The sequence below is a fragment of the Odoribacter sp. AF15-53 genome (genome assembly GCF_003479425.1).
Taxonomy (GTDB): domain Bacteria; phylum Bacteroidota; class Bacteroidia; order Bacteroidales; family Marinifilaceae; genus Butyricimonas.
In genome coordinates this window covers 1-22,215 of the sequence record NZ_QUHC01000016.1, presented here as the reverse complement: position 1 = coordinate 22,215, position 22,215 = coordinate 1, and the positions used below count along the sequence as shown (strand labels likewise).

Annotated in this window: 22 protein-coding genes and 1 tRNA gene; 10 read left to right on the top strand and 13 right to left on the bottom strand. The window is 46.4% G+C overall.

The window, feature by feature from the left end:
* Positions 1-66: 66 nt before the first annotated feature.
* Positions 67-747: an ion transporter gene (locus DWW52_RS19160; protein ID WP_118717384.1), complete on the top strand. Its 681-nt coding sequence runs from the start codon at positions 67-69 to the stop codon at positions 745-747.
* 7 nt (positions 748-754) lie between these two features.
* Here DWW52_RS19160 and DWW52_RS19155 read toward each other — a convergent pair whose 3' ends face one another.
* The 8 genes from DWW52_RS19155 to DWW52_RS19120 all read right to left on the bottom strand — a co-directional run bounded on the left by DWW52_RS19155 (position 755) and on the right by DWW52_RS19120 (position 7,790).
* Complete coding sequence (locus DWW52_RS19155; RefSeq protein WP_148315413.1) at positions 755-1,237, bottom strand: hypothetical protein; 483 nt, start codon at positions 1,235-1,237, stop codon at positions 755-757.
* Positions 1,238-1,312: 75 nt separating this feature from the next.
* Positions 1,313-2,446, bottom strand: a complete 1,134-nt coding sequence (locus tag DWW52_RS19150; protein ID WP_118717380.1) for a hypothetical protein — start codon at positions 2,444-2,446, stop codon at positions 1,313-1,315.
* A gap of 182 nt (positions 2,447-2,628) precedes the next feature.
* Positions 2,629-2,832 carry a hypothetical protein gene (locus DWW52_RS19145; protein WP_118717378.1) on the bottom strand — a complete coding sequence of 68 codons (204 nt, stop codon included), beginning with the start codon at positions 2,830-2,832 and terminating at the stop codon, positions 2,629-2,631.
* A gap of 18 nt (positions 2,833-2,850) precedes the next feature.
* Positions 2,851-3,303 carry a cold-shock protein gene (locus DWW52_RS19140; protein WP_118717376.1) on the bottom strand — a complete coding sequence of 151 codons (453 nt, stop codon included), beginning with the start codon at positions 3,301-3,303 and terminating at the stop codon, positions 2,851-2,853.
* A gap of 59 nt (positions 3,304-3,362) precedes the next feature.
* Positions 3,363-4,514: a DEAD/DEAH box helicase gene (locus DWW52_RS19135; protein ID WP_118717374.1), complete on the bottom strand. Its 1,152-nt coding sequence runs from the start codon at positions 4,512-4,514 to the stop codon at positions 3,363-3,365.
* 274 nt (positions 4,515-4,788) lie between these two features.
* Positions 4,789-5,091, bottom strand: coding sequence for an RNA-binding protein (locus DWW52_RS19130; protein WP_118717372.1), 303 nt, complete (start codon positions 5,089-5,091; stop codon positions 4,789-4,791).
* A 486-nt stretch (positions 5,092-5,577) separates the two neighbouring features.
* Entirely contained in the window at positions 5,578-6,975 is a 1,398-nt protein-coding gene (locus tag DWW52_RS19125) for a glutamate decarboxylase (protein WP_118717370.1), read from the bottom strand.
* A 140-nt stretch (positions 6,976-7,115) separates the two neighbouring features.
* Entirely contained in the window at positions 7,116-7,790 is a 675-nt protein-coding gene (locus DWW52_RS19120; protein ID WP_118717368.1) for a pentapeptide repeat-containing protein, read from the bottom strand.
* A 165-nt stretch (positions 7,791-7,955) separates the two neighbouring features.
* Here DWW52_RS19120 and DWW52_RS19115 point away from each other — a divergent pair, with 165 nt between their 5' ends.
* Both DWW52_RS19115 and DWW52_RS19110 read left to right on the top strand, forming a co-directional pair.
* Positions 7,956-9,602, top strand: coding sequence for an AMP-binding protein (locus tag DWW52_RS19115; protein WP_118717366.1), 1,647 nt, complete (start codon positions 7,956-7,958; stop codon positions 9,600-9,602).
* Between the two features lie 251 nt (positions 9,603-9,853).
* Positions 9,854-10,435 carry a DUF4251 domain-containing protein gene (locus DWW52_RS19110; RefSeq protein WP_118717364.1) on the top strand — a complete coding sequence of 194 codons (582 nt, stop codon included), beginning with the start codon at positions 9,854-9,856 and terminating at the stop codon, positions 10,433-10,435.
* Positions 10,436-10,491: 56 nt separating this feature from the next.
* On the opposite strand, the gene DWW52_RS19105 is transcribed toward DWW52_RS19110, so the two are convergent.
* From DWW52_RS19105 to DWW52_RS19095, 3 genes are all read right to left on the bottom strand, one after another.
* Positions 10,492-10,887 carry a hypothetical protein gene (locus DWW52_RS19105; RefSeq protein WP_118717362.1) on the bottom strand — a complete coding sequence of 132 codons (396 nt, stop codon included), beginning with the start codon at positions 10,885-10,887 and terminating at the stop codon, positions 10,492-10,494.
* Positions 10,888-11,185: 298 nt separating this feature from the next.
* A complete protein-coding gene (locus DWW52_RS19100; protein WP_118717360.1) occupies positions 11,186-12,196 on the bottom strand; it encodes an AI-2E family transporter in 1,011 nt (336 codons plus the stop codon).
* Between the two features lie 107 nt (positions 12,197-12,303).
* A complete protein-coding gene (locus DWW52_RS19095; RefSeq protein WP_118717358.1) occupies positions 12,304-12,972 on the bottom strand; it encodes a Crp/Fnr family transcriptional regulator in 669 nt (222 codons plus the stop codon).
* A gap of 243 nt (positions 12,973-13,215) precedes the next feature.
* Between DWW52_RS19095 and hcp the strand changes: the two genes are divergently transcribed.
* On the top strand, positions 13,216-14,859 hold the full coding sequence (hcp, locus tag DWW52_RS19090) for a hydroxylamine reductase (RefSeq protein ID WP_118717426.1): 1,644 nt from the start codon (positions 13,216-13,218) through the stop codon (positions 14,857-14,859).
* 54 nt (positions 14,860-14,913) lie between these two features.
* Here the strand turns inward: hcp and DWW52_RS19085 are convergent, their stop codons facing one another.
* Positions 14,914-15,297, bottom strand: coding sequence for a hypothetical protein (locus tag DWW52_RS19085; RefSeq protein WP_148315412.1), 384 nt, complete (start codon positions 15,295-15,297; stop codon positions 14,914-14,916).
* A gap of 156 nt (positions 15,298-15,453) precedes the next feature.
* Between DWW52_RS19085 and DWW52_RS19080 the strand changes: the two genes are divergently transcribed.
* Positions 15,454-16,113, top strand: a complete 660-nt coding sequence (locus tag DWW52_RS19080) for a helix-turn-helix domain-containing protein (RefSeq protein ID WP_118717354.1) — start codon at positions 15,454-15,456, stop codon at positions 16,111-16,113.
* 11 nt (positions 16,114-16,124) lie between these two features.
* On the opposite strand, the gene lpxB is transcribed toward DWW52_RS19080, so the two are convergent.
* Positions 16,125-17,252 (bottom strand): lipid-A-disaccharide synthase, encoded by a 1,128-nt coding sequence (gene lpxB / locus DWW52_RS19075; RefSeq protein ID WP_118717352.1) that lies wholly within the window; start codon positions 17,250-17,252, stop codon positions 16,125-16,127.
* A gap of 82 nt (positions 17,253-17,334) precedes the next feature.
* On the opposite strand from lpxB, the gene mtaB reads away from it, so the two are divergent.
* The 5 genes from mtaB (at position 17,335) to DWW52_RS19050 (ending at position 22,090) form a co-directional block, all read left to right on the top strand.
* Positions 17,335-18,615, top strand: a complete 1,281-nt coding sequence (mtaB, locus tag DWW52_RS19070) for a tRNA (N(6)-L-threonylcarbamoyladenosine(37)-C(2))-methylthiotransferase MtaB (RefSeq protein ID WP_118717350.1) — start codon at positions 17,335-17,337, stop codon at positions 18,613-18,615.
* A 111-nt stretch (positions 18,616-18,726) separates the two neighbouring features.
* Positions 18,727-19,743 carry an NAD-dependent epimerase/dehydratase family protein gene (locus DWW52_RS19065; RefSeq protein WP_118717348.1) on the top strand — a complete coding sequence of 339 codons (1,017 nt, stop codon included), beginning with the start codon at positions 18,727-18,729 and terminating at the stop codon, positions 19,741-19,743.
* Complete coding sequence (locus DWW52_RS19060; protein WP_118717346.1) at positions 19,740-20,567, top strand: EFR1 family ferrodoxin; 828 nt, start codon at positions 19,740-19,742, stop codon at positions 20,565-20,567. The genes DWW52_RS19065 and DWW52_RS19060 overlap by 4 nt, the downstream gene beginning before the upstream one ends.
* A gap of 58 nt (positions 20,568-20,625) precedes the next feature.
* On the top strand, positions 20,626-21,963 hold the full coding sequence (gene nhaA, locus DWW52_RS19055; protein ID WP_118717344.1) for a Na+/H+ antiporter NhaA: 1,338 nt from the start codon (positions 20,626-20,628) through the stop codon (positions 21,961-21,963).
* Positions 21,964-22,005: 42 nt separating this feature from the next.
* Positions 22,006-22,090: transfer RNA gene (locus DWW52_RS19050), tRNA-Ser, on the top strand.
* The last annotated feature ends 125 nt before the right edge of the window (positions 22,091-22,215 follow it).

Below are 22,215 nucleotides of genomic sequence, written 5' to 3'. Positions count from 1 at the left end.
GCCCCGCAGGGGTCCACTGACCTTACAGACTTTATAGACTTTATGGACCTTTAAACCCATTTTATCATGAAAAAAAGTAAAGCCCTGGAGAAATTCCTCAACGCCCTCGTGTTACTCGGAAGTATGGCTATCATCGTGATTGCCTCTATCGAACTATTAGAAGGCAACAACGCTCTCAGCGAAACATTTATCTTGAAATTTCATCTTTGGATATGCGGTCTTTTTCTAGCCGACTTTTTTGTCCGGTGGTACACCGACGGCTGGACGGGACGTTTCTTCAGGCATAACATATTCTTCCTACTAGTATCTATCCCCTATCTCAACATCGTTTACAGTCTATCGACTACGATCTCTCACTCCACCTGGCTCATTCTCCGTCTGATCCCGTTGGCGCGAGGTATATACGGGGTATCGCTCATCGTAGGCTGGATGACCCGTAGTCGTATAACCAATCTTTTTGCCACCTATCTCACGATACTTTTCACCACGATCTACTTTTGCAGCATCGTATTCTACTACATGGAACACGACGTCAACCCACCCGTCAAGACCTACTGGGACGCTTTCGACTGGGCTCTGATGAACGTAACCACCGTAGGCTCCAACATCTTCGGGGTCACTAAAATCGGGCAGGTTCTTGCCGTCATCCTTGCCTCGGCAGGCATGATCTTCTTCCCCATATTCACGGCCTACGTGACTACCAAATTCCAATCAAAACGGAAAGGGGTACAAGATCAAACCAACTAGTTGCCATTTACACCTCACTTCCCGTTGGGTCATTCATTTTCAAAATCCGGTGATATACTCCTCGTTTGTAATTACAATACACGAAAAGGAGTTCCATCGGTTTGAAAAAGATATACAAAGCGATTAATACCACAGCCAGTCCCGCATCCTCATCCCTCGAAGTAAAATACCTCTCCCACGAGTAATACAGAAGCCAACCGCTCAAGGCAGCCCCAACCAACACGACAAGCCCGGTCAAAATAATATTAGGATTATTGACCGGTATCGTACCGCGAGAAAGATGATAACACCCAAGCACAGCTTCTCCCAGCACCACGCAAGACGTTATCATCGCCATAAGAAACGGATCGGGATCGTTGTATCCATGCGTCAAATACACCCCCGCGAAGCCGGTAAAAATCATGGTCAGGAGGGCCCAATTCCCCAACATTCGCCGCCGTTTCAACAAGGAAACCACTTCCGGACTCAAATTATTTACAACTCCATTCATCATATTCAATATTAAAAATTACACCAATTTAACGCGGTCCACATACCCCCTGTTCGCGTAAATTACTTTTCCAAATCAAGAATCCGTCTTCTCCCGCCATTTCTTTTCCAAGTCCCTGTAGTCATCCAGTAACTTGGGATACTGGTCGAAAAGATCCGTAACTTTCGCGATGGCTTCTTCCACGGCGCCAAACTCCCTGGCAGGTAAACAAGCCATAGCCAGATAAAAATTGATGTTCCACACCTTGGCCTCGTCTTGCCTATATTCCAGAAAACGTTCGAACACACGAACAGCCTTCCTGTTATCTTCCAATTTGAAAGGAATAATCTCCCTAGCCTGTAAAATAACCAGCGAGGTTGCCCAAAAGAGAGAGAAAAAAGCATCATCCGGGCTTAATTGCAACCCTTTGGCTGACAATTCCAAGGCCACACGAAAGTCCCCTTTCGTGAATAATTCCATGATCTGTCGAGCCAAGTATTCCGGGTCATTATCGACAGTATCACACCACTTGAAATAGGGTGCAAACCACTCCCCCGGAAATTCCTCGTCCAGATAGTCATCTTCCTGGGGAGCCATATGGGCATCTTCTTTCAAAGCCCTGAAAACCTCCGGGCGACAAAGCCGATCATTCAATTCCACCTTCACCTCATCTGAAATTTCGCCCGTGTTCTCCGTCAGTTCTACTAACATCGGGAATAAAGAATACCAATGATAAAACAGGAAAGGATCTTCCCCCGACGAAACTTGTCGCACGATCCGCAATACCAGCTCGTAAGGATTCAGCGCGAGCAACGGGCGAGCCGTTTCACCGGAAAGCCGTCCACTCTCCACCAGTTGCTGCCACAAGGGAGAACCGTAATCACAAAACAACTTGTTCAGCACGAACTTTTCCCCGTCTTTCCCCTCGATTACCCCACACCAATATCCCCCCGAAGGCCCGGGAAGATAAGCAAAATCCTCTTGCACGAGACGATTAAAACTCTCCTTATCCTGAATATACAAAGGATGTTCACACGGTTCCAACGGGATCATGAAACCACAATCCAGCAATTCCTGTAATACCCGGAAATGAGTAAAACTACAATCAAACTGATCTTGAAATTCATAAAGATAATGAATATCATTCCATAACTGATAAGGATCGATCGCGACTTGGCAGAGCTGGTTTACAGACGCTTCCACCAAATCTTCAATCTGGTACATGGACATAGACGTTATTTTTTAATTTATCCGAGATTTACATTTACCCCCGACACATACGATACAAATGTAAACTTTATCTCGGGAAATAAAAAAATAACGTCTATTAAAACAACAAAAGAAGCTGTCACAGGTCATTTCTGACTTGTGACAGCTTCTTCACCTTGCACCCGATACAACGAGTAATTATATCACAGGTTATGTCGTTTTTTATAATTCTCTATCCGGATATCCCGTTCTTCCTGGGACAGGCCGGCCGGAAATTCAAAGGTGGTCCGGGAATTGATCGCCACGTGCTCTACCTTGCCTGCACGTTTCGCGTTTTCCTTGCTCTTGTTTTCTGCCTGCTGGTCTGATGACCCTTTTTCGGAATGAATAACATGATCTTTTTCCATAACTTGAATTATAAAATATTAAACTGCTACTTGATTCAGGGGACAAATATTGATCGCGTTCAATCCCCGTTTACCCTGTTCCAGATCGAACGTCACGATATCATTTTCCACAATATTGGTAAGGACATTATTTACATGAAAAAAGTACTTGTCTGTTCCTGCCAAATCCTTGATAAAACCATAACCTTTCTCCACGTTAAAATGCTCCACCCGTCCCTTCAGGACATCGGGTTCCTCTTGTTTGGCGGTCGATATACTAATCTCTTCCTGCTTGATTTCCTCCTTCTCCCGGTCCGGGTCAGGAGGTGTAGAAGTTATCATACCATACTCGTCTACGTAGGCTATCATGTCATCAAAACTATTTGCCTTCCCAGACTGCTTTCTCTCTTCTTTCCGGTTTTGTTTTTCCAGTCTTCGTGCTTGTTTCTTCTTCTCGTTTTCGCGCTTACCAAATGTTGCGGGTTTTGCCATGTAATTTGTTTTTAGTTATATAAATTGTTCTCGTGTGGGAAAGAGGTTCTTGGTCGAAATCACGATACAAGAGTCCGGACCACGGTCTTGGCTGAAAGTTCAGCCTCACGAAGTTTCTTTCCCGTTAATCTCTGAATGTTGTTCACGAGTTGAACTTCCTCCCGTGAACAGAAAGTCAATGCCTTTCCAGTGTTCCCGGCCCTTCCGGTACGCCCGATACGATGCACGTAAGTTTCGGGCACGTCAGGCAAATCATAATTGATTACCAACGGCAATTCGTTGATATCAATGCCCCTGGCCGCAATGTCCGTAGCCACCATGACCCGCGTTTTCCCTGACTTGAAATTACCCAATGCCAATTGCCGGGCTGCCTGACTCTTATTCCCGTGAATCGCCTGGCTGCCGATTCCGGCCTTGGTCAACACGCGTACGATCCGGTCGGCACTATGCTTGGTTCGTGAGAAAACAAGCACCGACTGGTTCTTCGCCTGCTGCAGGAGCGAGATCAACAAATGACCTTTCTCCGCCTTTTCCACGTAGTAAACAAACTGCTCGATCGCCTCGACGGTCGGGGATTCTGGGGTAATATCAATTCTCACCGGGGTTCTCAGCAACGTTTTTGTCAACGAAACGATAGCCGCGGGCATGGTTGCCGAGAAGAACAGGGTTTGTTTCTCTTTCGGAAGCTTGGGTACGATCCGCTTGATGTCATGAATAAATCCCATGTCGAGCATCCGGTCCGCCTCGTCGAGAACGAAATACTTCACCTGATCCAAATGCACGTATCCCTGACTCATCAAGTCGAGCAAACGCCCCGGGGTAGCAACCAGAATATCAATACCTCGCTGCAACATATTCACCTGCGAGCCTTGTTTCACGCCCCCGAACATAACCCCGTGACGAACACGGGTATACTTGGCGTAATCGTCAATACACTCGCTGATTTGCAAGGCGAGTTCCCGGGTCGGCGTCAGGATCAACGCTTTAATACCCTTCCGTTTCGCATCCTCCTTGCTGTTCTGCAAAAGCTGGATGATAGGAATGGCAAACGAGGCGGTTTTGCCCGTCCCGGTTTGCGCGCAACCTAGCACGTCTTTCCCGGCCAACGCGACAGGTATCGCTTTTTCCTGTATCGGCGTCGGCATGTTATATCCTTTTTCTTCGATAGCCTTTAAAATCGGCTCGATTATATTTAATTCCTTAAATGTCATATATATATTATTTTTTTACCGTGTTAAAACGGCCACTAATTATGTTGTACTGTCTACCAGCTTCGTTGAATATAAATAATTAAACTTTCGGCCCTGAATAGTTCCAGAAGCCGGGGCACAAAAAAGTTTAATAGATCTGTTTTCAGAAATGAAAAGACACAAGACTAAAAGCTCCTGATTCGCACGAGGGAGCAAGAATAAATTGAACTTAAATCACCCAAAAAGTGGGTATAAAACAGAACGCCATTCTCTCTGTTTTATACCGTTATTGTTCTTAATACCGTCTGGTATTATTCGAATTTCGATCCCGAAATCCACCGTTTGACGGTCTTTCGGTGCGAGGACGGGCAAGGCTTACCGCGATCACTTTTTGATCAACTTCCGTGCCGTTCAACTCCTCAATTGCTTTTTGTCCTTCCGCTTCGTCTGTCATTTCGACAAATCCGAATCCTCTGGATCTTCCTGTTTCTCTATCCAAAATAACTTTTGCCGAAGAAACATTTCCATACTCTGAAAATAATTTGTTTAAGTCCACATCTGTCGTGTTATAACTTAAACCTGCTATGTAAATATTCATCTAAAATAAAAATAAAATTAATACTAACTAGAGAAAAGGATGATTAAAGGTGAGACCTGTTTAATAAATAAAGAAGTGCTTTGTCGATAATATTCGTTACTCTAATTGCAACAAAGATAATACAATAAATCAGAAAAACAATCTTTATTTCCAGAAATATACGCATTCACCCGATAGAATCTATAAAAAAACGAATATTCTTCACTAAATATACCATTGTACATGCGCCGGAGATAAACCGGTGATTCACTAGTGCTTCACTAAGGCTTCGATTAGGCTTCGATTATACATCAATTAGGCTTCGATTGAATATTCAATCAACTTTCAATCAACTTTCAGTTAACTTTCAATGAACTTACTAGTGAGACACAGGTGAGACTACGGCGCGGGTTACCGTCGTCTATCTTCTATCCCGCCCCGTTCTACATGAAAAAAGGACCGCGTGAAAACGGTCCTCTTTATCGTAAAGAAACAACAACAGTTCGACTAACGCGAGTGGTTGAAACCTCTCTGTTTTTGCGGCTCTTTCTTCGCCCACATGAGAGCGCTGTTGGTCGGTTCTTTCAGTTGATTCAACTGGTTGACACAACGATTGATGTCTTCCATCAACAGGTCGGCCAGGTCGAATCCCGTACCCTGACGAACAACGACACGCATGATGATCACGTCCTCCATGGCCTTCGGCATCGTGTAAGCAGGAACTTGCCAGCCTTCCACGTGCAAAGCGTCAGACAAATCATACAAGGTCCATTTCCGGTTTGGATCGTCTTTCAACTTCCAGATGAACAACGGGTTCGGCATCTCATCGCTGAAGAACTCGAAGATTCCCATGTCCTTCAATTGTTTCTTCAAGTACAAGCAAACGTTCAAGCAATTCTGTTGAACTTTCTTGTACCCGTCTTTACCCAATCGCATGAATTGATAGTATTGAGCTAATACTTGATTACCCGGACGGGAAAAGTTAATAGAAATACTCGGGATATTAGCTCCCAGGTAGTTCACGGCAAAGTTCATTTCCTCGGGCAAGTATTGTTTGTCTTTCCAGACAACCCAGCCCACACCGGGATAAACCAACCCGAACTTATGCCCGGAAGTACTGATAGAAAGTACCCATTTCAAACGGAAGTCCCAAAGCGTGTCCGGATCGATGAACGGGTGAATGAAACCTCCGGTAGCGGCGTCCACGTGGATGCAGATTTCCCAGCCCTTCTCGGCATTCAGCTTATCCAAGGCGTCATTGATCTCCTTCACGTTATCGTTCAATCCGGTGATCGTCACTCCCTGGATCGGCACCACGCAAATGGTGTTCTCGTCACAAGCCTTTACCACATCCTGCGGGTTCAACGTGATCTTGTCCATCGTCACGGGAATCATACGCATTTCCACGTCCCAGTAGATCGCGAACTTCTCCCAAACCACCTGCATACAGGTTGAAATGATAAAGTTCGGTTTATCGGTGGGAAGACCTTTCGCTTTACGTCTCTTTTGCCAACGTTTCAAAGCAGCGATACCGCCCAGCATACAAGCCTCGGAAGAACCCACCGTACTCGTACCCGTGCAATAGGGTTTCTCCGGGGAATTCCACAACTTGGCAAGAATATTCACGCATCGACGTTCTATTTCCGCGGTTTGCGGGTACTCAGTTTTATCGATCATGTTCTTGTCCATGTTCTCGGTCATCACTTTTCGAGCGTAATCATCCATCCATGTTGTCACGAAAGTCGCCAGGTTCAAACGTGAATTTCCGTCCAGCATTGCCTCGTCATGCACGATTTGATAAGCGACCTCGCCCGGCATCATACCCTGTGGCATCTCGTATTTCGGCGCAACTCGGGCCTCTTCATCCGTCCCAAAAACCGGTGTGATAGGATTTTCTGTCTTCATAATTTAATTAGTTTAGTTTATTTAGAATATTAAAAACAAGGGATTGTCAATGATGACATCCGAGAGTAATTACGGCGTCACGGGACGAAAGTTTCAGCCATTCCCCAGATTTAACAACACTTGTAATTTGCTGACATCACTTACAAGTCCTTGACAACAAGCCCCAGATAACGAGTCAGCTCCAACGCTTGCAACGACGAAACGATCACACCTTTCAAATCATCAATCCCCAGCCGGATTCCCGCCATTTGCGACGAGCGCAGGTCGATACCCTTCAACGGCGTTCGGGAAAATTCAACCTCCGTCAGGTTGCACGTGTCGAAGCCCACCGGGGTCAAACGACAACTCTCCATACTCCCGCTTTGAAGATCGCTATGGGCGAATAACACGTGTTTCATCTTGCCCATGGAAAGATTCACGTACCGGGCGTTGCAATGATGAAAAAGGACATGATTGAACACGCTCTCACCCAGATTCGTCCCCATCAACTTGCAACCGATAAACTCCACCCGGTACAACATGCTATCAGAAAAATCCACGTTCGACAGGTCACAATTCTCGAATCGTACATCCGTGAGTTGAGCCCCACGAAACCGACACTCGCAGAAGACCACGTGATCGAACACGCAATGACTCAAACTCAGGTTCGACACGCTCGCACCCGTGACCGATTCCTTGCGGAAAAACCGCTCGCTGACTTCCTCTTCCGGTAAAACCTCCTCGAACCGGACATCACTTTCCTGTATTCCCTGCACGACCGGTGGAATAATCTTCATCCCCTCTCCTGTCTTGTTATTTTTCTGTTTCAATACCATCTTGTTATCTATATTTCATTTTAAAAGTTGCCCCGAAAGCACGTGTCAACAAATCTATATATTTTTATTAGTATTTCAACAAAAGCGAAACAGAATTCTAAACCTTCCCGGTTGATTTCCAGTATAAAATAGATGACACACAAAACAGATTAATTCTATATTACCATGGAAAAAAGTTTCTTAAAACTCATAGAACACAGCATAAAAGAACACTGGCACCTACCCTCGCTGACCGATTACGAGGGGGCCGAACACAATTACAAGGACGTGGCCCGCTGGATTGAAAAATTGCATATCCTTTTCGAACGGAGCGGGCTACAAAAAGGAGATAAAATAGCACTATGCAGCCGGAACACCTCGAACTGGGGAATTGCTTTTCTCGCCACGCTCACTTACGGGGCGGTGGCGGTGCCCATCCTCAACGAGTTCAAACCCGATACCATACACCATATCATCAACCACTCGGGAGCACGCCTACTCTTCGTGGGTAAATCCGTGTGGGACAATATCGACCACGGGCAAATGCCCGGTCTTGACGGGATTCTCGCCATGTCCGACTATTCCGTGATCTCTTCCGACAACAAGGCATTGGTCGAAACTGCCCCCCGGCTAGAGGAACTATTCAAGATGAAACATCCCGAGGGACTAGCCCTCAAAGATATCCACTACCGCCTGGAACAACCTGAAGAACTGGCAATGATCAACTACACGTCGGGCACCACCAGCTCGCCCAAGGGAGTCATGCTCCCCTACCGCAGCATGTGGTCGAACCTCCGCTACGCCCTGGATCAAATGGGGTACACGCCGGGCGAGAAACTCGTGTCGATCCTGACCATGGCCCACATGTACGGGTTAGCTTTCGAGTTCATCTACCCGTTTGCCAGCGGGATACACATCTACTTCTTGCAAAAAATGCCCTCGCCCAAGATTCTGGGTGAAGTTTTCGCCAATATCCGCCCGCACCTCATTGTAGCCGTACCCTTGATCATCGAGAAAATCATCAAGAGCCGGGTACTTCCCCAACTGGAACGGTTTCACATCAAACTAATGCTTAAAATACCCGTTCTCGGGGGAAAAGTCCGGCACAAAATCAAAAAGCAGATACTCGACGCTTTCGGGGGACGATTTAAATTACTCGCCGTCGGGGGAGCCGCCCTCAACAAAGAAGTCGAGGCATTTCTCCACTCCGTGAAATTCCCCTACACCGTGGGTTACGGGATGACCGAATGCGGTCCCGCCATCGCTTTCGACCACTGGCAGACGTTCCGACCCACCTCCTGCGGGAAAGCCGTCGATCGCATGGAAATCAAGATTGATTCCGCTGACCCGTTCAACCAAGTCGGGGAGATCCTCACGAAAGGAATGAACGTTATGGAAGGCTATTATAATAACACCGAAGCCACCGAAACCGTACTATCTTCTGACGGTTGGTTACACACCGGTGACCTCGGCGTGCTCGACAAAGAGGGCTATCTCTACATCAAAGGTCGCAGCAAAAGCCTTATCCTCGGCCCCAGCGGGCAAAACATCTACCCGGAGGAAATCGAGGACATCTTTAACGCCCAGCCTTACGTGGCCGAATCTCTCGTCATCGAACGTGACGGAAAACTCGTGGCGCTCGTCTATCCTGATGCCGAAGCCATGAAGCAAAACAAAGTTTCCCGGGAAGCTCTCGTCAAAATCATAAACGACACCCGCAAACAAGTCAACCAACAAATCCCGGCGTACAGCCAGATCGCCCACATCCAAATCCATGACGAGGAATTCGAAAAAACTCCCAAGAGAAGCATAAAGAGGTATTTGTATCAATAACGACTCGGTCGTTATTGATACAAATACCTGTTACAAGTTTGCAGGTTACAAGTTACAGGTTATCCCCCTGCAAAAAGCCATCCCAAAAAATTTCAACAATCCAAAACCTGTAACTTCTAACTTGTAACCTGTAACCTGCAATGGCGTAGCCGTAACCTGTAACTGATAATTTATAAATAATTATGCCGTGAAGGACATAATTATTTATAAATTATCACTATATTTACATTCACACATAAAACAACAAGAACATGAAAACACTAAAAACAATCATTCCTATAGGAATTCTTCTATTCTCCTGCCTGTTTGCGGTAGGTGAAAAGAAACAGAAAACCGACACGACCGGTATCGACAAGATCGAGAAACTAATGAAAAGTCGTATTTTCTATATCGAGGTAGATCAAGCTTTCCCCACGGGTAACAGCAGCATCACCATAGATTCCAAATACGGGCAGAAACGCATCGGTGGTGAAGGCTACGTGTCGCTGGCAACCAACGAGGGACAAATATTCTTCCTTGACACGGTTGCAACCGGACGCTTACCCTTCTTTGGACGGGCTTACTCGGTTGAATACGGCAAAGGCGGAGGCATTGAATTCGAAAAAGCTAAAATAGAGAAAGAATCTCTTAAAGTAATCAATAAACGCAAAAAGCACTACATCGAATACAAATTCAACGTGCGCAATCACAACGATGTCTTCAACTTCCATGTTGAAGTTTACGGAAACGGGAAATGCTCGGTCAACGTGACCAGCAACAACCGGGCAAGTATCTCGTATGCCGGTAAATTGACCCCCATCCCGGATGACAAGAAAGAAATTTACCTGAAATAACCGGAAGATCATGGTGTAACGATTTATATTCGTTACACCATAATTTTCAAAACCAATTACTTGGAATTCGTCTCCAGGAAATGGACCAGAACTTCCCGTTGAAGTGAAAAATTAGTATCTTCCTTCTGAACGTATTTAAGCAATTGCATTCCATCTTGACGGAATTTAGACTTCATTACTCTATCCTCCTCTATCTCCTCGGATAACTTCAACAAATACATGGATGCAAATTCTATTTTACTCATCCGGTCCTCCTCCTTGTCATACCGATCAATAAGCTCCTCCACGCTCATACTCGTCAATTCTTTCACTGGAAGCCCCAAAACCTCTTGAGTCAACAAATCAAACTCGGCCCAGTCCTGCTGACGGATTTTCTTTCTATCCATAATCGCTTTAGCAACCCGTGAAATGAAATCCTGAATCATACGTATCAAATAATCTTGTTTTATCATAACGCCTTCCTTTTATATATTCAATTACAAAGTTACCACAACGTATACTCGATATCACCCTTAAAATAATACAGACAAGCACGGAAGCTATCGGCCATATCAATCAATCGGCTTTAACGATAAACATCACGAATTAACAACTACCAAATTTAACTACAATAAATGGAAAATGCAAAGCCCAAGAAAGGGAGTATCAAAAGCCTTTTTTACAACTCCCTCCCGGTTTCACCGCATTGAGCCCGAAGGGCGAAAGAGTTCCTAAAAGAAAATCGACTTTTCCCTCCCTAGTTTACAAACTTCAGTTTCTTCCCTCCAAATACTCTTCCTTGAAGATATTCACGCAGAAAACAAAAATAGACAACAACAACGGGCCGAATATAACTCCCATGAAACCGAACAGAGAAAGCCCGATCACCACCCCGAAGATCGTGATCAACGGGTGGGTATCCGCCATTTTCTTCTGTAACATAAACCGAACCAAGTTATCCACGTTGGCGATCACCACCAGAGCATAGATTGCCAACCCGATCGCCATTCCCCAGTGCCCAGTCATCCCCATGTACAAGGCCAACGGCGCCCAGATTAACGCGGTTCCGACAATCGGGATAATCGTGGCGAAACAAGACACGAATCCCCACAACACGGGACTAGGAGCCCCGAAAATAAAGTATCCCACCATGGCAATCGCCCCTTGAATCACGGCAAGTAAAGGAATCCCTATCGCGTTGGATTTCACAATCATGTTAAACTCGTGCAACATATTTTTCTTATTCCGCTGGTTAAAAGGCAGAAGATCATTCACGTAAGCCTCCATACTCTTCCCCCCGATCAACATGAAGTAAAGCACGAAAAGCAAGACAACCACGTTAATGGCGAAACTGCTAATACTTCCCATTAACACTTGCCCGATCTTGGGCAAAACGGACAAAATCGTGTCGATATTTTCCCTACTCAGCACGTCGTACCCTACTTTTTCCTGAATCAAATCCGCCACGTGTTCCACCGGGGCCACAAGACTGTGCGGGTCCAGGTTTATCGCCTGCAACTTGTTCACGAACACCCACACGACAAGCGAGAGCGGGATAAGAAAACAAAGAATCGTTTCGCACAACAAAAGAATCGCCATGATACTACGTTTCATACGCTTTTTCTCTGTCAAGTACAACATCTGGTTACGCAACAGGATATAAATCGTCATGGCACCCAAAATGCCGCTAAAAAATGGTAAAGTTTTCAGGAATATAAGCGTTCCCAGCAACAAGATAATAATCACGAGAGAGTATCTCCAATATTGTTCTTTAAGGCTCATTTTTATCACAATTAACGTTTTACAATATAAAGCTAAACAGACCGTCTCTTTAGCTATTGTATTAACGGAAACAGAGAAAAAATGTTTAATTTTATAGCGTATCAAATTTAATACAACGTCTTCCGCATCGCTTCCCGGTTCAGGATAGTAATTTCCCGGCGATTCACCGCGATCATCCCCTCGTCCGCCAGCTCGTACAACACTTTTGCCAGCGCCGGACGGGTCACCCCGAAATATTCAGCTAGTTCTTGCTGAGACTTATCCAACAGGATTTTCTTCTTATCCGGGAACGCCAGTTCAAGAATATAATGAATCAATTTTCCCCGGATCGTCTTGAAAGACAGGAATTGCAATCGCCCCGTCAGGAATGTAGTCCGGTTAGCATTCACGGACAGGAAATTCCGCAGGAACACCTCGTTACGTCCCATTTGCCGGAACACGGATTCTTTCGTGGCTATGAACACCTCTGCCTTTACCGACACGGTTGCCGTCACCGGAAAATGATTATCTTCGGCAAAAAGAAATGCCGGGGCAAGTGCCCGCGGAGCCTGAATCGCCTCGATCCGCAACATAGCCCCCGAATCGTCCGTCATCTCCGCCTCGACCTCTCCTTCCAGTAATATATAGAGGAATCGACACACCTCTCCCTGCCGGAAAACGACATCTCCCTTCACGTAACTCTTCACCGTAAAATCAAACCCTTCCAGGAATTGTTCCCATTCTCTTTCAGGAATTCCCGCGCACAAGGGACATTTGAAAAGTCGTGTTATTTCCATAGCTTACATTTCTTTATTATATTTACAAATATATTATTTTCTCCTTTAGATTCACTCTAAATTACCCTTAACTTCCTGTTTTAATCTTTCAATTTTTAACCTTTCCTACTCACACTCGTACAAATTATAGAAATTTAAACTCATGACTGTAATTTATATTACAAATATTGTTTCATCGCCCTCGTACATTCGCGACCAACAATTGAAAAAAGTATTTATTAAACACACTAGACCATGGAAAAAATGTTTTGTTACCAATGTCAGGAAACAGCTAAAGGAACAGGATGCACCGTACGCGGAGTATGTGGAAAAACATCTGATGTCGCTAATATGCAAGATTTATTATTATTTATTCTCAAAGGGATTGCCCACTACCGGGTACAACTCCGGGCCCTGGATGCTGTCGATCACACGGCCGACCGTTTTATGCTCGACGGCCTGTTCATGACGATCACGAATGCCAATTTCGACAAACAACGTTTTGTCGAGAAAATCAAAGAAGCTTTCAAACTACGGGAACAATTGAAACAAACGCTTTTGAAGAAAGGCGGTAAACCCGAAAACATCACTTTCGAAGGTGCTCATTGGACGGCTAACACACCAGAAGAAATGGAAGCAAAATCCGGTAGCATCGGCGTGCTTTCCACTGAAAACGAGGACATCCGTTCCCTGAGAGAAATGCTCACCTACGGGATGAAAGGAATGGCAGCCTACACGGAACACGCCCATAATCTCGGACACGAGAATCCTTCCATTTACGAATTCATTGACCGGGGATTGGTGGCGACCACACTACCTCTATCCGCGGATCAATTAATACAGTTAGTCCTAGAATGCGGTAAAAATGGCGTTGATGCCATGGCCCTTCTCGACAAAGCCAACACCGACACCTACGGGAATCCCGAAATCACAAAGGTCGACATCGGAGTTCGCAAAAATCCGGGAATACTGATCAGCGGACATGATCTGCGAGACCTGTACGAGCTTCTGGAACAAACCGAGGGAACCGGGGTTGACGTTTACACGCACAGCGAGATGCTACCCGCCCACTACTACCCGGCATTCAAGAAATACAAACATTTCGCAGGCAACTACGGAAATTCCTGGTGGAGACAGGTGTACGAGTTCCAGCACTTCAACGGCCCGATGTTATTCACCACGAACTGTATCGTTCCCCCGCACCCGGACGCGAACTACAAAGACCGGGTATACACCACCGGGTCAGCCGGATTCCCCGGTTTCAAACACATCGAGCGCAAACCGGGACAACCCAAGGATTTCAGCGAGATTATCGCACAGGCCAAGAAATGCCCGCCACCAACAGAAATTGAAAGCGGAAGCATCGTCGGGGGATTCGCCCACAACCAAGTCTTTGCCCTAGCCGACAAGATCGTCGAAGCCGTAAAATCGGGAGCAATCCGCAAATTCTTTGTCATGGCAGGTTGCGACGGGAGAATGAAAAACCGGGAATACTACACCGAATTTGCCCAGAAATTACCCAAGGACACGGTAATCCTTACCGCCGGGTGTGCGAAATACCGCTACAATAAACTACCGCTTGGAGACATTAACGGAATCCCCAGAGTTTTAGATGCCGGACAGTGTAACGATAGCTACTCGTTGGCCGTGATCGCCTTGAAACTGAAAGAGATTTTCGGCGTAAAAGACATCAATGACTTGCCTATCGTTTACAATATCGCCTGGTACGAACAAAAAGCCGTGATCGTGTTGTTGGCGCTTTTGTATCTGGGCGTGAAAAATATCCACCTCGGCCCCACCTTACCGGGCTTCCTTTCCCCCAACGTGGCGAAAGTTCTCGTGGAAAAATTCGGAATCGCCGGAATTACTACCGCAGACGATGATTTGAAATTCTTTTTGGAAAACTAAAAAATACACCATAACGAAAGGGGGCGGAAGATTTGTTCCGCCCCCTTTTCATTCCTATTTTTTTGCCGGATAGTGATCGGCATAAAAATCCACAACCATCATCATCGCCGGACAGTTCTTCATCCTATCCGCCAACAATCCATCGGCAGCAGATGCGCAATAACGCGCGTATTCAAGGAAACGAGGCTGGTTTCTCCTCTCGTTCTCCAAGCAAAGCGTTATCGCCCGCTCGTAAGCGTCAATCGCCTCCTCGTCCCGGCAAACCTCCCGGCAGAAATCGCCCATACTGATCAATTCCCGGATCTTCTCCTGCACTTTATCGCTATCGAGAACTGAGGCCCGGTAAGCCTTGATAGCCGCATCAAGCCCAACAGCATTAAAATAAACCTGTCCTTTACTCGCTACCGCCACCCGTTGATCTTCTTTCATTTTTCCCATACTCAACATCATTAATAAAAAAAAGACATAAATCCACAGCCGTCACCGGATGTATAAAGATTCATGTCTCATTTTCTGCGCACAAAGATAAGAAGAAATTCTCGAATATCCTACTCTTGTTCTGTTAAAACCTATATCTTCGCGAACCGATAAAACATGATTAAACCGATGATCCACTCAAAAGCGGACTACATACACGACCGGATTGCAGAGGGAGAACACCAGCAACAGGATTTCAAATTCGAGATTTCCGATGCCCGCAAAATAGCGAAATCCCTTTCCGCCTTTTCCAACACGGATGGCGGCAGGTTACTTATCGGAGTCAAGGATAACGGAAAAATCGCCGGAGTACGCTCGGAAGAGGAAATATACATGATCGAAGCGGCGGCCAAACTCTACTGTAAGCCACAAATTTCCTGTGACTTGCAAGTCCATCAAGTCGAAGGGCGCACGGTACTCGAAGTTGTCGTTCCACCCGGCCAGCAAAAACCCTATCTTGCCAAAGACCACGACAATCGCTGGTGGGCCTACATACGGGTACGAGATGAAAATATTCTCGCGACACCCGTACACATCAAAGTCTGGCAACAAGCCGGAACACCCAAAGGTTCATTTGTACATTACACGGAGAGCGAACAACTCCTGCTGGATTACCTCAACTCACACGACGCGATCACGCTGAATCAGTACTGCCGATTGGCAAAGATTACCCGCAACAAGGCGGAAAACACACTAGCCAAATTCATCCGCTTCGAACTGATCGAACCCTTCTTTGACGGACAACGCTTCCTTTTCAAACAAAACGAAAAGGATTAACACATTATCAATCACGCTTTCAAGTCATCAATCATCATCCGGGCAAATCGCACGGAAGCCCCAGCATCACCCAATTTATCGTTCACATCGTCATACCCGGCCAACATCTGATTTCGTTTCTCCCCTTCCGGCAGAATTGCCGACAGTTCCCGCAACACGTTCTTCTCGTTCAACTTCTGCATCAACAACTCGGTCACGACCTCACGCCCGGCAATCAAGTTTACCAGCGAGATGTATTTCACTTTCACGAACGTCTTGAACAGGAAATAACTGAATGCCCCGCCTTCACCGCTATAACAAACGACCTGCGGAGTTCGCAGGATAGCGGTTTCCAGTGTCGCCGTACCCGAGGTAACCAAAGCTGCACGTGCCTGTTTCACCAACCGGTAAGTCTGCCCGTAAACGATCTTCACGTTCATATCCCGCAGATAAGGAGCGTAATCCGCATCACTCATGGAAGGCGCCCCCGCGATCACGAACTCATGATCGGGAAAATGCTTCACCATAGTCAGCATCTTCGGTAAAACGTGTTTCAACTCTTGCGAACGACTCCCCGCCACCAAGGCAACAATCGGTTTACCCGACAGCCCGTTCGCCTTCACGAATTCATCAAAAGTCTCTTCCTTGAACGGCCGATCATGAATCGCATCCACGAGAGGATTACCCGCGTATTGCACGGGATAATCATAACGGGCGTAGAAATCCACCTCAAATGGGAAGATCACGAACATCCGATCGACCAGACGCTTGATTTTCTTCACCCGTCCCGTGTTCCAAGCCCATATCTTCGGAGAAATATAATAGAAAACCCGGATACCCGCCTCTTTAATAAACTCGGCCACCCGGAGATTAAAACCGCCATAATCCACAAGAATCACCACGTCGGGCTTCCATTCCAGAATGTCCCGATGGCACTCCTCGATGTTCGTCTTGATCTTATCGAGATTCTTCAGGACTGTAAGAAATCCCATAATCGCCGTATCCTTGTAATGGCGCACGATGTCGCATCCGGCTTCCCGCATCAAATCACCACCCCACCCACGGACTTCCGCGTCAGCGTCAAGCCTTCTCAATCCCTTGATCAAATTAGAGGCATGCAAATCTCCCGATGCCTCCCCCGCTATAACGTAGTATCTCATTGGCTTTTTTCTATTCTTTGGGCAAAGATAGAGTTTTTTTCTATCTTTGCCTCCCGCTAGTAAATTTAAAAGTAAACCGCACATGAACATTGTTGGGAAGAAAGTGGCCTATATCACGCTAGGATGCAAGTTGAATTTTTCCGAAACATCTACGATCAAACACAGTCTGGAAAAAGAGGGAGCCGTGACCGTCGGGGAAAAAGAGGGAGCGGATATATTCGTCATCAACACTTGTAGCGTCACCGATATCGCCGAGAAAAAGGGAAGACAAATGATTCGTAAAATCATTCATCGTAATCCCGGAGCCTACATCGTTATCGTGGGATGTTACGCCCAACTCCGAGCACAAGAGATCATGGCCATCGAAGGGGTGAACCTGGTACTCAGCGCACGAGACAAATTCAACGTGGCCCACTACCTGAATCACCTTGAAGAACAAGAACAACACGAACCGCACTCCTGCGATATATTCAAGGTCGGGAATTTCGATCTCGCCTATTCGTACGGGGACAGGACCCGTTGCTTTCTCAAAATCCAAGACGGGTGCGATTACTTTTGCACGTACTGCACCATACCCTTTGCCCGCGGACGTAGCCGAAGTGCCACGATCCAAAGCGTCATCAATGCCGCACGTGACGTTGCCTCCAAGGGTATAAAAGAGATTATCCTCACAGGAGTAAATACCGGAGATTTCGGACGGGGTACGGAAGAAACTTTCTTTGACCTCGTGCAGGAACTCGACAAACTGGAAGAGATTCAACGATTCCGGATTTCCTCCATCGAGCCGAACCTGCTGACGGATGATATCATTCGTTTTGTTGCCTCTTCTCATCGTTTCATGCCACATTTCCACGTACCCCTCCAATCAGGAAGTAACGAAGTGTTACACCTGATGAAACGTCGCTACGAACGGGAACTCTTCGCCGAGAAAGTGCAGGAGATCAAAACTCTCCTTCCCGATGCCTTTATCGGGGTCGACGTGATCGCCGGGATGCGCGGGGAAACACCGGAAGCATTCGAGGACGCCCGTCAATTCATTGCCGGATTGGACGTGTCGCAGTTACACGTGTTCCCCTATTCCGAACGTTCGGGAACCAAGGCTCTCGACATACCTCTTGTCGTACCGCAGGCAGAGAAACATCGCCGGGTAAACGTGTTACTTGACATTTCCGAACAGAAATTACACGATTTCTACACGGCACACGTGGGACAAACCCGTCCCGTGTTATTTGAAGACAGCGAGGTCGCCGGATCAATCGGCGGTTTCACGGATAATTACATCCGCATAGAAATCCCGTACGATCCTTCTCTGGCAAACCGTATCGTACCGGTGGAATTAAAACCCGAGATATTCGGTTCATAAGTTAGAACTAATTTTCAGACTCATAAACTTTCTAAAGTTCGCAAACTTTAGGAACTAATTTTATATTTTTGTCCGGACAAAAGGAATTATTAAAACAAAAATTGATTACAAATGCATGTTTTAGTCACGGGAGCAGCGGGGTTTATTGGTTTTTACCTTGTTCAACGATTACTGGATGCGGGACATATCGTCTACGGTATCGATTCTATCAACCATTACTATGATGTTGCCCTTAAACATGACCGACTTCATGAATGTGGCATCGACAACCCGGCTCCCGGTAAGGAAATCATATCCACCCGGAACGCCGCTTACACCTTTTGTCAGGTAGATTTGTGCGATGCGATGGCCATCCATGAATTATTCAAAACACGAACTTTTGACTGCGTGGTAAACCTTGCCGCCCAAGCCGGAGTCCGTTACAGCCTGGAACATCCTGAAAGCTACGTGCAGAGTAACGTAGCAGGCTTTCTCAACTTACTGGAAGCATGTAAAAAAACAACGTGCAAGAAGTTTATATACGCTTCATCCTCTTCCGTGTACGGCAACAACCAATCGGTTCCCTTCAAGGAAACTGACAACGTGGATCACCCGCTCAGCATCTACGCCGCTACCAAAAAGAGCAACGAGCTCATGGCAAACGCCTACTCCCACCTTTACGGGATACAAACCATCGGATTGCGTTTCTTCACGGTGTACGGTCCCTTTGGACGACCGGATATGGCACCCATGCTTTTTGCCAATGCCATACAACACGATGAAGTGATCCGTATCTTCAATAACGGTAATCTTTCCCGTGACTTCACCTACATTGACGATATTGTCACGGGAGTTGAGAAAATTGTATCGACACCGGGTATCCGAAGGGAGGATGTTCCCGGGATTCCGGCCACGATATACAACATCGGGCACGGCACCCCGATCAAGTTAATGGACTTCGTGCACATACTGGAACAAAACCTGGGCAAAGAAGCTCGTAAAGAATTCATCGGCATGCAACCCGGAGATGTTTACCAAACATGGGCCGACACCTCCCGCTTGCAGGAAGATTACAGGTATACCCCTCACATATCGCTTGAAACAGGAATAGCCCGATTCGCCGAATGGTTCAAAGCATACAACAAATGACAATAATCAACAAGGTATGGGCTGTTTATTTTAGCCCGACTGGAACGACCCGGAAAATAGCCTTCGCCACGGGCCGGGGACTCTCCAGAGCGTTAAAATCCGACTTCGAGGAATATGATTTCACGTTGCCGAAAGCTAGAGTCCAAGCATTACATTTTTCTCCCACGGATCTTGTTGTGTTAGGAACCCCGGTATATGCCGGACGAGTTCCCAACGTGTTGCTTCCCTACCTGAACTCGATAGAAGGCAATGAAGCCCTGGCCATACCAATCGTGCTATTCGGGAACCGGAATTACGATGACGCCTTGATTGAATTACGGGACATTCTCGAAAAAGACGGGTTTCACACCCTGGCAGCCGGGGCATTCGTGGGCGAACACTCCTTTTCCCGAATCCTGGCCAAGAACCGACCAGACGCACAAGACATGGATATCGTGAGCGAATTCGTGCAACAAATTGTCGCAAAACTCCACGGATCAACCGATTCACCGAAACACCCGATTCCCGTATCCGGAATGCCATTCCCTTACCGGGCTTACTACTCGCCCCGCGACCGACAGGGTAATCCCGTGGATATACGTAAAGTCAAACCTCTCACCAATGACCGTTGTAACGATTGCAAACTATGTGCAAAAGTTTGTCCCATGGGATCAATCTCGTTCGACAACGTGAGAGAATTCACGGGTATCTGCATCAAATGCGGCGCTTGCATCAAAAAATGCCCCAAACAAGCAAAATACTACGAAGACGCTGGCTATCTATATCACCAACATGAACTGGAAGAAGAACTGACTCGCCGGGCAGAAAACATGCTTTTTGTTTGAAAATTGTATAACATTTGCTAAATTTGCAACATCATATAGTCAACAAACCGAAAGATAGATGATTAAAGAAACATTCAAATTCTCCATTAGAAGATTGATTCAGACGAAAATAAATGGGGGAATTATTCTTCTATTCGTGGCCTTGGCTGCCATGCTAATTGCAAACACACCATTACGGGAACATTACAATATTTTACTTTCCCAAAACATTACCCTCACCATCGGTAATTTTAATCTCTTCGATCGTCATGACGGCAACCCGATGACCTTGTTGGATTTCATCAATGATGCCCTCATGGCTATCTTCTTCTTTTCCGTCGGGTTGGAAATCAAACGGGAATTATTGGTCGGGGAACTCTCGTCCCCCCGGAAAGCATTACTCCCGGTTATAGCCGCCTGCGGGGGTATGATCGTACCTGTTCTACTTTTTTGGGCGATCAGCCCAGCCGGTCCCGCCACGCGGGGAGCCGCCATTCCCATGGCAACGGATATCGCTTTTTCACTGGGAGTACTCTCCCTTTTGGGCAAGAAAGTACCCTTAAGCCTTAAAATATTCCTTACCGCTTTTGCCGTGGTAGACGACATCGGGGGCATCATCATTATTGCACTATTTTACAGTTCTCATTTGACCGTAGAATACCTCGTTGCCGCCGCCGTTATCGTCACCCTGTTATATATCGGGGGACGTCAAGGAATTCATAATAAACTGTTCTTCATCTTCTTCGGGATCGTTGTCTGGTGCTTGTTCATCAACGCCGGCATTCATCCCACAATCGCAGGGGTTGTCGTGGCATTTACCGTACCCGCTCGCCCGAAGTTGTATATTTACAAATACGTGAACAGTATCCGGGAAAGCCTGAAAAGACTACCGGAAAACTCGAACGAAACCATACTGAGTAATTCGGAACTCTCTATACTGAAAAGCATCGAGTCCGCATCCGATAAGGTTGTCAGTCCACTACAAGCCATGGACGACGACTTGCGAACATTGGTAAATTACGTGATAATGCCCCTTTTTGCCTTTGCCAACGCCAGTATCTCTTTCGAAGGCTTCACCCTAGCCTCGTTACAAGGCGTGTCCATCACCATTTTCGTTTCCCTCGTGTTCGGTAAATTGATCGGTATTTTCTCATTCACCTATCTGTTCATCAAATGCGGTTGGTTGAGCATGCCCGACAAAATGAACATGCAATCCCTTTTCGGAATATCATTACTGGGAGGTATCGGCTTCACCGTATCGCTCTTTATCGCTACGCTCTCTTACACGGGAATGGGTGCCGAAGGAGCTATGTTATTAAATCAAGCAAAAATTGGTATCATCGGAGGTTCCTTATTCGCAGGGATATCCGGTTACTTCTATCTACGACACACCCTGAATAAAAAAACACAAAAATAGCTTTGAAAATAGAATAAAGTCCTTATATTTGCATCCGCATTTGGAGAGGTGGCAGAGTGGTCGATTGCGGCGGTCTTGAAAACCGTTGAACTGCGAGGTGCCGGGGGTTCGAATCCCTCCCTCTCCGCTGAACTAACCGGACAATACCGGACAGTAAGCAGACAAGTCCCACAAATTCAATGATTTGTGGGACTTTTTTTATCCCCCTGTGTCTGCCTTAAAGTGGCTCACGTGAAAAATTAGGTGGACCTT